This window comes from Herbaspirillum sp. B65, from assembly GCF_000333555.1.
GTDB lineage: Bacteria > Pseudomonadota > Gammaproteobacteria > Burkholderiales > Burkholderiaceae_D > Herbaspirillum > Herbaspirillum rubrisubalbicans.
Genome location: NZ_BADI01000627.1, coordinates 1 through 930, shown reverse-complemented (window position 1 = coordinate 930; position 930 = coordinate 1). Strand labels below are relative to the sequence as shown.

Genomic DNA, 930 nt, shown 5'->3' with positions numbered 1-930 from the left:
AGGAACAGCACCAGCGAGCCCAGCAACATGCCTTCGACGAGGGTCTTGCCCACCGTGTGGACGGTCGCCTCGACCAGCTTGCTGCGGTCGATGTAGGGAACGATCTTCACATCCTTGGGCAGGATGTGATCGTTCAAGTCCTGCACCGCCGCGTGCACGCCATCCATCACGCGCGAGGGATTTTCATTCTTGAGCAGCAGGGTGATGCCTTCGATGGCGTCGGACTGGTGGTCGATGCCCAGCACACCGTGGCGCTCCTGGTTGCCCAGCACCACGCGGCCCAGGTCCTTGACCAGCACCGGCACGCCATTCTTTTGCGACACCACGATGTTGCCCAGGTCATCGAGACTGCGGATCAGACCGACGCCACGGATGACCAGACCCTGTTCACCGCGCTTCATGATGCTGCCGCCGGCATTGGCGTTGTTGGCCGAGATGGCCTGGCTGATCTGGTTCAGCGAGGTGTTGTACTTGATCAGCTTGGCCGGGTCCAGTTCCAGCATGAACTGGGTGGTCAGGCCGCCGAAGTTGGACACGTCCACCACGCCCGGCACCTGCTTCAAGCGCGGAATGACCTTCCAGAACTGCAGTTCGGACAGTTCGCGCAGGTCGCGTGTCTTCGATTGCAGGGTATAGCGGTAGATCTCGCCGATGGGCGAGGTCAGGGCATCCAGTCCCGGTTGCGCGCCATAGGGCAGGCTGACCGCGGAGATGCGCTCCTGCAGGCGCTGGCGCGACCAGTAGTCTTCGGCGCCGTCATTGAAGACCACAGTGATCAGGGACAGGCCGAAGGTGCTTTCCGAGCGCATCACATGCATTCCCGGGGTGCCCATGATCTGGCGCTCCAGCGGGATGGTGATCTGCTGTTCCACTTCTTCGGCAGCCAGGCCATTGACCTGGGTCACCACTTGCGAGGGACGTCGGCGAGTC

1 protein-coding gene is annotated in these 930 nt (G+C 62.3%); it reads right to left on the bottom strand.

Annotated elements, in window-relative coordinates; translation table 11 throughout:
- The coding region (locus tag I5W_RS14810) for an efflux RND transporter permease subunit (RefSeq protein WP_044529800.1) at positions 1–930 on the bottom strand (930 nt) is incomplete at both ends.